The following is a 9,406-nucleotide window of genomic DNA, read 5'->3' as shown; positions in this document are numbered from 1 at the left end:
TCTGATCCTCACACCTTCAGTTCAACCCCAGCCGACGAAAACCAGACAAAGGCGGTAGCTTCGCCCACGTGACCCTCCCAACCTCCCTCGACCACATCCGCCAGGCCGTCGGCCACCGCTTCGACATCGAGCGGGCCATCGGCCAGGGCGGTATGGGTACCGTGTACCTGGCCCGCGACCGGCAGCTCGACCGGCCCGTGGCGCTCAAGGTGTTGCCCGCCGAGTACACGCGGCAGAGCGACTTGCGTGAGCGCTTTCTGCGCGAGACGCGCACCGCCGCGGCCTTTTCGCACCCGAACATCGTCCCGGTCTTCAGTATCGAGGACCACGGCGACGTGTTGGCCTACGCCATGGGCTTTGTGGAGGGCGAAACACTGGCCGAGTTGGTGGTGCGCAGCGGGCCGATGCCGGTACGGGACGTGGTGCGCGTGCTGCAGGACATTGGTTATGCGCTGGCCTACGCACACGGCCGCGGTGTAGTGCATCGCGACATCAAGCCCGACAACATCATGATCGAGCGCGCCACGGGACGTGCGCTGCTCATGGATTTTGGTATCTCGCGTTCGGTGCACTCGGTGCCCATGACGGCGCAAACCAACACCGCGCTTACCCGCGTGGGTGAAGTGGTGGGCACACCCGAGTTCATGAGCCCCGAGCAGGCGGCGGGCGACACGCTCGACGGACGCAGTGATCTCTACTCGCTGGGCCTCACGGCGTGGTTCGCGCTCACGGGACAGAGCGCCATGCAGGGCGAGAACACGCAGAAGGTGCTGGTCAAGCAGCTCACCGAGAACGTACCGCCGGTGTCGCAACGGCGTCCCGATGTGCCCGTGGCGTTGTCGCGGATCGTGGAGCAGTGCGTTGCCAAGGAGCCGGCCTCGCGATTTGCGTCGGCGGAGGCGCTTGTTGAGGCGCTCGATGCGTCGACACTTCGTGCGGTGGACGTCCCGCTTCCGGTGCGCTTGCTGGCGCAGGATCTGAGTCAGGTGTCCATCGTGGTGGGCTTCGTGGCCCTGCTCATGCCCCTCGCGTACAACGTGTTGGTGAACAGTGGCGCCGGTGATCTGGACGTCGTGATGCCGCTGGTGCTGGTCGCGGCCATCGTGTGGGGCCGCGTGGCGCAGACGGTGCAGCAGGCGCGTCGACTGTTTCTGCGCGGTTTCACGGTGGACGGCGTGCTGCACGGATTCGGTGGCCTGCGTGCCGAGCGTGATGCGGAGCGTGCCCAGCTCAAGGCCGATGCGGCGGTGCGGGCAAAGCGCCGTCGTCAGCAGGTGATGTTCGCGGGCATGATCGTGGCCGCTGTGCTGCTGCGGCAATGGGTACTGGCGGCGATGCGCACGGAGCTCAGCCCGGGTTGGTATGGCGTGTCGCTACCCGGTGTGATCATTCTCTACTCCGTGTATGTGATGTCCGGCATCAGCATTGTGGGGCTGCTGCGTTCGCCGCTGCGGCCGTCAATTGGTGAGCGTCTGTTCGGTTGGATCTGGGCGGGGTGGCCAGGCCGTATTCTGCTCTCGCTGCTGGCCGGGACACGCGGCACCGTAGACGCGCCTTCGCCTCGTGCGGTGGCACCGGCACCGGTAGCCAGTGGGTTGGAGCAGCGGGTGGCGGCGCTGGAGGCCTGGCAGCGCAAGGTGTCTGGCTCCGGATCGGGTTGAATTCACAGGCATCGTTGACAGAAGGTGTGAGGATCAGAGGATCTGGGGATAAGAGGGCGGGCCCGGGGGGCACTCGATAAGTGAGTGTCCCCCGGGCCCGCTCTCCAATCCTCCGATCCTCCCATCCTCACACCTTCTGTTCCAACGACGCCAGCCGACGCCAGCCGACGCCAGCCCTACTCCATCGCGAATTCCCGCGCGAACGCGACGTTGAACTGGAAGGTCTTGGCCTTGCTGCGTGTCTCCATGGCATCGGCAATGCGCTCGAGGCGCGCCGTGATACCCATGATCTTCTCCTGCGCCTTCTTGCCGGCCTCGTTCAGCCCCTCGACCTTGTCGAGCGCCCAGAACTTGATGAGGTCTTCCACGATCCGGATGTACTCGCGCGGCCCGTAAATGCCGGCGCGGCGAATGACATCGGCCATCTCGCGGAAGTGTGGCATGTTCACACCGGGCATGTCGATGCTGGGCATGACGAGCGACGCCGAGATCATGGCGTTGCTGGGGTCACGATCGAGCACCCGCTGGAAGATCTCGCGGTAGAACACGTAGTGGCGCGCTTCTTCCTTGGCCACGTTGGACAGCACCGTGCCGATGAGCGGCTCGTACTCGCTGGCGATCTTGCCGGTGTTGGCATGACTCACCTGCGTGGCCCGCTCCTGCAGCGAGGTGTACACGAACACGCGGTACGGGTCCTTGTCCCACTGGGGCTCGAAACCGGCCTTGAGGTACTCGAACTGCATGCGCTCCAGCACGGGGTTGTCGAGAATGCGACTCTCGCGTGCATAATCGTGCAGGATGGCGCCGTGCCGGTCTTCCTCGGCCGTCCACAGGTTGTTCCACTTGGCCCAGAACGTGTCACCGCCCAGGTAGGTGGCCAGCAGACGATGGAAGTGCGGGAGCCCTTCCTCGGTCAGCGTATTGAGCGCGAGGGCCACGCGGGCGGGCATGGAGATGCCGCGGGCGCGCTCCCGGAGCTGCTTGGCGTGCAGATCGGGGTCGGTATCGGGTTCGGGCGCCAGGACTTCGGACGGGAACCACAGGATGCGCTTGGCTTCGTGGGCGGCCATCAGCTGCTCGACATCGGGCTCGAGGTCAGCGAGCACTTCCACCTTGGCCAGGATCTCTTGACTCGGTATGAACATGCGTTCCTGAAAGTGAGGGCACTACGTCCCTGAAAGATACAGGGCCCGGGGAGGAGAAGCGACCGGGGCCGCTACGGGTTTCTATCTGGACGCTACATTGCAGTAATGACCCCACCCAAGAACAAGCCGAAGTACGATACCAAGCGCGCCTGGGGGGAAGCCCGGGCGCTGATGTGGGCGCACCGCCGCTCGGTCGGAATCGGCCTCGTGTTGATGCTCATCAGTCGGGCCAGTGGTTTTGTGTTGCCGTACTCCACCAAGATGGTGCTCGACGAGGTGCTGCCCTCGCGCGATGTGCGTCTGCTGGGCTGGATTGCACTGGCCGGCCTTGGCGCCACGCTGGTGCAGGCGCTCACGGGCTTTGCGCTCTCGCAGGTGGTGAGCGTGGCGGCGCAGCAGGCCATTGCCCGCCTGCGTGAAGAAGTGCAGGGGCATCTCATCCGTCTGCCCGTGCGTTACTTCGACAGCACCAAGAGCGGTGTGCTGGTGTCGCGTGTCATGACCGACCCCGAAGGCATCCGCAACCTCATCGGCACGGGGCTTATTCAGCTCACCGGTGGCATACTGAGTGCGCTGGGCGCGTTTGGTGTGCTGCTCTATCTCAACTGGCGCATGACGCTGGCGGCCGTCGTGCCGCTCGTGGCATTCAGCGCCGGCATGAGCATCGCCTTCAAGCGCCTGCGTCCGATCTTCCGCGAGCGCAGTGTCATCCAGTCGGAAGTGACCGGTCGTCTCACCGAAACACTCGGTGGAATCCGGCTCATCAAGGTGTACACGGCCGAAGAACGCGAGAAGGCCGTGTTCGGTGAAGGTGTGCAGCGACTCTTTCGCAACATCGCCAAGACCATCACCGGAACGTCACTCACCGGCACCCTGGGATTTGCGGTGGTCGGCGTAATTGGCGTCATCACCATGTATCAGGGCGGCGCCGACGTGATTGCCGGCCGCATGACGCTCGGCAGTCTCATCACCTTCGTGATTTTCATTGCCATGGTGACGGCGCCGCTGGTGCAGGTGGCCAGCATCGGCACGCAGATCACCGAAGCCTTTGCGGGACTCGATCGCATTCGTGAACTGCGTGACATGGCCACCGAAGATCAGGAAGACGCCAGCAAGCAGGACGTGCCCTCGGTGGTGGGACGCGTGCAGTTCGACGACGTGTCCTTCGAGTACGAGGAGGGCGTGCCGGTGCTGCAGCACGTGAGCTTCGTGGCACCGGCCGGCACCACCACGGCGCTGGTGGGATCGAGTGGCAGCGGCAAGAGCACACTCATCTCGCTCATCATGGCCTTCGCGCAGCCGCAGAAGGGGCGCATTCTGGTGGACGGTACGGCGGTCAGTGATCTCAAGCTGCGCGACTATCGCCGGCACCTCGGTGTGGTCATGCAGGACAACTTCCTTTTCGACGGCACGGTCAAGGACAACATCGCCTTCACCAAGCCCGGCGCCACCGATGAGGAAGTGATGGCCGTGGCCAAGATCGCCAACGCGCACGACTTCATCATGGGCTTCCCGCAACAATACGACACGATCGTGGGCGAGCGCGGTGTGAAGCTCTCGGGTGGTCAGCGGCAGCGCGTGGCTATCGCGCGCGCCATTCTCGCCGACCCGCGTGTGCTCATTCTCGATGAAGCCACCTCCAGTCTCGACTCGGAGAGCGAGCATCTCATCCAGGAAGGCCTGCGTCGTCTGCGTGCAGGACGCACGACGTTCGTCATCGCCCACCGGCTCTCCACCATCACCAGCGCCGATCAGATTCTCGTGCTGGAGAAGGGGCAGATCGTGGAGCGGGGTTCACATCAGGAGCTGCTCAAACTCGGCGGGCGTTACAGCGATCTGTACAACCGGCAGTATCAGCTCGAGCGCGATCAGTTCATCAATCCGGGTGAAGAGATCGCCGCGACGGGCTGACTTCTGCCGTTTCAGCAGGAAATGGGCTGACTCGTCCCCACCGCGTGTCGGAACTGATTAGGTTTATGGTTTACCCGAATCAGGACCCGAGTGACCGCCACGACGACATTTACCTCCCTGCAGCTTGATCCGAGTCTGCTGCAGGGCTTGAAGGATCTGGGCTTTGCCCGCCCCACGCCCATTCAGGGCGAGGCCATTCCACCGGCCCTGCAGGGCAAGGACGTACTCGCCTGCGCCATGACTGGCAGCGGCAAGACCTACGCCTTCCTGCTGCCCATTCTGCATCAGCTGCTCACGCGCAAGCGCGGCAAGACCCGCGCGCTCGTGCTCACACCCACGCGTGAGCTGGCTGCGCAGATTCTCGAAAGCTTCAACGACATCGCCACCCACACGCCGCTCACCGGCGCCGCCGTGTTCGGCGGCGTGGGCATGGGCCCGCAGGAACATGCCTTCCGCAGCGGCGTGGACGTGCTCATCGCCACGCCCGGTCGCCTGCTCGATCACTTCCGGCAGCCGTATGCCAAGCTCGACGAACTCGAGTTTCTCGTGCTCGACGAAGCCGATCGCATGCTCGACATGGGCTTCCTGCCCGAGATCAAGCGCATCCTGCGGCATCTGCCCAACACCAAGCGGCAGACGCTGTTCTTCAGCGCGACCATGCCGGCGCCCATTGCGGCGCTGTCGCAGGAGATGCTGAACAAGCCGGTCACGCTCAACCTCCAGCGTCAGGCCGCACCCGCCAAGGGCATCACGCAGGCCGTGTATCCGGTGTCGCAGGACCTCAAGAGCGCGCTGCTCGTGGCGCTGCTCAAGCGCGGCGACATGCCGCAGGCCCTGGTGTTCACCCGCACCAAGCATCGCGCCAACCGTTTGGCGTCGCAGTTGGTGACGGCTGGCATCAAGGCCGAGCGCATTCACGGCAATCGCTCGCAATCACAGCGCACGCAGGCGCTGGCCGGCTTCAAGGACGGCACGTATCAGGTGCTGGTGGCCACCGACATTGCCGCGCGTGGCATCGATGTCGAAGCGCTCGGCCACGTGGTCAACTTCGACGTGCCCGTGGCGTCGGAAGACTATATCCATCGCGTGGGTCGTACGGCGCGCGCCGAAGCGACCGGTGAAGCGTTCACCTTCGTGAGTCCGGAAGAAGAGGACGAACTCAAGGCCATCGAACGCGCCATCAAGAAGCAGTTGCCGCGCGTGACGGTGCCCGACTTCGACTACACGGCGCGTCCGCAGGCCAAGCTCGAAGTGCCGCTGGCCGAGCGCATTGCCGAGATCCGCAAGAAGAAGGCGGAGGATCGGGCGCGTGCGGCCGCGAAGGTGGCGCGCCGTGAAGCCGCGCAAAAGGAAGAGGCGGATCGTCGCGCGTCCAAGGACGCGCGCAAGCCTGCCGGCCGCAGCGGGCCGCCGCGTGATCGTGGTCCGCGCGCGGAAGGCGGTAGTGCGTCGAGTGGTCGACCGTCGAGCGGTCGTCCCGCCGGTGGTGGCTCGTCCGGTGGTCGGTCGTCTGGCGGTTCGTCGTCGAGTGGCCGTTCCGCGGGTGGTCGTACATCGAGCGGTCGCCCGTCCAGTGGTCGTCCGTCCGGTGGTCGCTCGTCGGCGCCGCGTGGCGACAACCCGTACAAGGCATAAGTCGGCCAGCGAGCGATGACGGGCTCAGTGCCTGACGCGCGCGCTCCCGATGCGCGCTATCCGGTGCCGATTGGCCGGCATCGGGTGGAGTCCGTCATCGATCGCAGTCGCTTCATCTGCACCATTGCGCGCGTGCGCACGGTGGACGACGCGCAGGCCTTCATTCGCGCCATGAATGCGGAGTTTGCCGACGCCACGCACAATTGCTGGGCCTATGTGGTAGGCGCGCCGGGGAGCACCGATCGCATAGGCTTGAGTGACGACGGCGAGCCGCACGGCACGGCCGGGCGTCCCATGCTGACTGTGCTGCAGCACTGCGGTGTCGGGGAGATTGCCGCCGTGGTCACGCGCTACTACGGTGGCATCAAGCTGGGTACGGGCGGCCTGGTGAAGGCGTATGGTGGCGCCGTGCAGGAGGCCCTGGCCACGCTGCCCACCGAGGAGCGGGTGGACACGGTCACGGTCAGCTTTGCCGTGGGCTACATGCATGTGGGCGCGGTGCAACAACTGCTGCCCGAGGTCAACGCCGAGGTGCTGCAGCAGGACTTTGGTGTGGAGGCGCAGTTTGTGCTGCGGCTGCCGCGTGTGGACCTGCCCGTGCTCAGCAACCACATTGGCAATCTCACGCGCGGCGCGGTGCAGCCGCGTGAAGTGAACGCTGAATCACCGACGTGATACGGTCGCGTCGCGGAGCACATACATGAGCATGACGGTTGCGCAGGCCAACGCACGCGCCGAGGGCCACTTCCCCGGGCACCTTGGCATTCATTTCACACGTGTTGAGCATGGTCGTGTGGATGGCCGCATGGCCGTGCGCGCCGAGTTCATGGCGCCCAACGGCTATCTGCATGCCGGGTCGGTGGTGACACTTGCGGACACCTGTGCCGGCTTCGGCTGCAACGCCTCACTGCCCGAGGGCGCGGCAGGCTACACCACCGTCGAGCTCAAGTCCAATTTCCTGGGCACCACGCGCGATGGCACGCTGACCTGCACCGCCACGCTGGTGCACGGCGGGCGCAGCACCCAGGTGTGGGACGCCACGGTGACACACGCAGAAACGGGCAAGACGCTGGCGCTGTTTCGCTGCACGCAGTTCGTGTTGTACGCCGCGCCCTGAGCTGACGCGCGGCTAACGCCCCTCCGCCAGCAGACGCTCCACGATGGCGCGGTAGTCGGCCACCATGGCGTCGTGGTGTGGGCCACTGGACTTGGCCGCAAACCCGGTGCGCACCGCGCGGACCCGGCCATCACGTCCGAGGAAGAACGTCGCCGGCCAGGTGTTCAGATTCACCGCCAACGGAATGCGCGCTGCCACCTCGCGTGGTGTGCCGGCAATGAGATACGGATAGGTCACGCCATACCGCCGGACAAAGGCCCGCACCCGCGCCAGATCCTGCAGCTCCTCGGCGTCCTCGAAATCCAGGGCGACCACCTCGAGGCCACGTGCCCCATACTCGGCGTACAGCGCCGTGAGGAAGGGTGCCTCGTCGTGGCAGTTGGGGCACCAGGTGCCGGTGACATTCACCACCACCACCTTGCCCGCAAAGCGCGCGTCGCGATCGCTGACACGTCGTCCCTCCACGTCGGGGAAGTCGAACGTGAAGCGCGCCGTGGAATCCCGCACGCCAGTGAAGGTGCGCACATCGGCTGGTGCCTCAAGGCCACGCGCCACCCGTTCGGCTTCACGCCAGGCGACATACACACGGGCCGGTCCACGCGGCGAACGCTGCGTCACATGCAGTGCACCATCTGAGTGCGGGCGCAATTCGAGCACGCCAGGACGCGTGCCATCGAAGTGCGAAAGACGAAAGACGGAATCCTGCCAACGGCCGACATGCGCGCCGGCGTCACCGTCCACTCGCAGCACGGTGGCCGTGACCTCGGCACCCTGCTGCGTCACCACCAGCCGCCAGGCATTCTCGCCCTTGGCTGAGGACACGGGCAGCAACCAGGTACCGTGGACGTCTGGTGCTGTGCGCTGTGTGGCATTGGCGTCGGCCTGCACGGGTGCCGACGACTGCGGCTCGGCCGTCACTCGCACCGAATCACCTCGACGTGGCGTCACCCACCAGCCGGCAAAGGCGCGGCCGCGAGAGTCACCTGGCGAACCGCCCGTGATCACGCCGCGCAGCAGCGCCGCCAGATGGTCAAAGTGCACCACGACGGAATCGCCAGCGCGGACGACGCGTGTGGAGATGATGGAATCGACGCCGTTGTAAAGCGCGAGCACCGGTTGTGTGGCCGGCCCAGACCAGGCAAACGTGAACGGCACCTGCAGCGAGTCGTAGTGCAGCACGGCCTGCCAGCGGTTGCGCTGCGTTTGCGTCGTGGGCGCCGCAGATGCCGGGGCAGATTGCCCATGCGCGAGGCGTGCGGCCAGCAGCGGCGCCACGCTGAGCAGACTCGTGGCCAGCAGAAACATCGTGCGGGTGAGTGGACGACGGCTCATCGTGCCACCTCCGTGGACAGCACTTCGACCTGGGTGGGTGGCAGGCAGAGTGTGGCGCTGCAGGCCTGATAGCGCACGGCCAGACGGGGCGCCCGACGGAAAAGCGTGCGCCCGTGCCGTTCGAGTGGCACGAGAATCACGGCGCCACTGTTGTACCACTCCACGGGGATGCCAAACACCGAGGTCTGTTGCCGCTCCGGCGCAGGACCGCGCGGTGCGCCACGCAGTTGCCACCCGCTGTCCTCGCTACTGCGGATGCGCAGCGGGTAGGGACCACTGGGTTCCTGCGTGAGCGCGTACACGTGCCAACCCGCATCGATGTGCAGCGTGAGCCGAGCGACGGTGGTGTCGTGCACGGCCGCCGTGTGTGTGGCGTCCCATCGCACGGTGGGCCCCTGACGCGGATGTCCGGCGGCGCGAGTGCGCGAAGGTGAGGCGAGGGCGCCCGCCGCGAGTGCCGCGTCCAGCGACAGGGGAAGGGTGAGACCGAGCGCGAGCAGACGAAGAGACATACGAGATCCTGGCGAAGTGAAAAACGACGCTCAGGGGTGTAGCGGTTCATCGCGCGATGAACGGCCAGAAAGCAAAACGCCCACCCCTGAGCA

Annotated in this window: 8 protein-coding genes; 5 read left to right on the top strand and 3 right to left on the bottom strand. The window is 65.6% G+C overall.

All coding sequences use genetic code 11. From position 1 onward, the window contains the following. The first annotated feature begins 68 nt into the window (after positions 1 to 68). A complete protein-coding gene (locus tag B2747_RS04475) occupies positions 69 to 1,661 on the top strand; it encodes a serine/threonine-protein kinase (RefSeq protein WP_291157251.1) in 1,593 nt (530 codons plus the stop codon). A 176-nt stretch (positions 1,662 to 1,837) separates the two neighbouring features. Here B2747_RS04475 and B2747_RS04470 read toward each other — a convergent pair whose 3' ends face one another. Next, positions 1,838 to 2,806: an acyl-ACP desaturase gene (locus B2747_RS04470; protein ID WP_291157250.1), complete on the bottom strand. Its 969-nt coding sequence runs from the start codon at positions 2,804 to 2,806 to the stop codon at positions 1,838 to 1,840. A 105-nt stretch (positions 2,807 to 2,911) separates the two neighbouring features. Between B2747_RS04470 and B2747_RS04465 the strand changes: the two genes are divergently transcribed. The 4 genes from B2747_RS04465 to B2747_RS04450 all read left to right on the top strand — a co-directional run bounded on the left by B2747_RS04465 (position 2,912) and on the right by B2747_RS04450 (position 7,469). After that, positions 2,912 to 4,717, top strand: a complete 1,806-nt coding sequence (locus B2747_RS04465; protein ID WP_291157249.1) for an ABC transporter ATP-binding protein — start codon at positions 2,912 to 2,914, stop codon at positions 4,715 to 4,717. A 90-nt stretch (positions 4,718 to 4,807) separates the two neighbouring features. Beyond that, positions 4,808 to 6,352 (top strand): DEAD/DEAH box helicase, encoded by a 1,545-nt coding sequence (locus tag B2747_RS04460; protein ID WP_291157248.1) that lies wholly within the window; start codon positions 4,808 to 4,810, stop codon positions 6,350 to 6,352. 27 nt (positions 6,353 to 6,379) lie between these two features. After that, positions 6,380 to 7,027 (top strand): YigZ family protein, encoded by a 648-nt coding sequence (locus B2747_RS04455; RefSeq protein WP_291157247.1) that lies wholly within the window; start codon positions 6,380 to 6,382, stop codon positions 7,025 to 7,027. A 25-nt stretch (positions 7,028 to 7,052) separates the two neighbouring features. Then, positions 7,053 to 7,469, top strand: coding sequence for a PaaI family thioesterase (locus B2747_RS04450; protein WP_291157246.1), 417 nt, complete (start codon positions 7,053 to 7,055; stop codon positions 7,467 to 7,469). A 12-nt stretch (positions 7,470 to 7,481) separates the two neighbouring features. On the opposite strand, the gene B2747_RS04445 is transcribed toward B2747_RS04450, so the two are convergent. After that, on the bottom strand, positions 7,482 to 8,801 hold the full coding sequence (locus tag B2747_RS04445; protein WP_291157245.1) for a TlpA family protein disulfide reductase: 1,320 nt from the start codon (positions 8,799 to 8,801) through the stop codon (positions 7,482 to 7,484). Further along, positions 8,798 to 9,313: a protein-disulfide reductase DsbD domain-containing protein gene (locus B2747_RS04440; protein WP_291157244.1), complete on the bottom strand. Its 516-nt coding sequence runs from the start codon at positions 9,311 to 9,313 to the stop codon at positions 8,798 to 8,800. Before B2747_RS04440 ends, B2747_RS04445 begins: the two co-directional genes overlap by 4 nt. Positions 9,314 to 9,406: the final 93 nt, after the last annotated feature.

Source organism: Gemmatimonas sp. UBA7669 (assembly GCF_002483225.1).
Lineage (GTDB): Bacteria > Gemmatimonadota > Gemmatimonadetes > Gemmatimonadales > Gemmatimonadaceae > Gemmatimonas.
The sequence above is the reverse complement of the archived record's forward strand: the minus strand, read 5'-3'. Positions and strand labels throughout refer to the sequence as shown.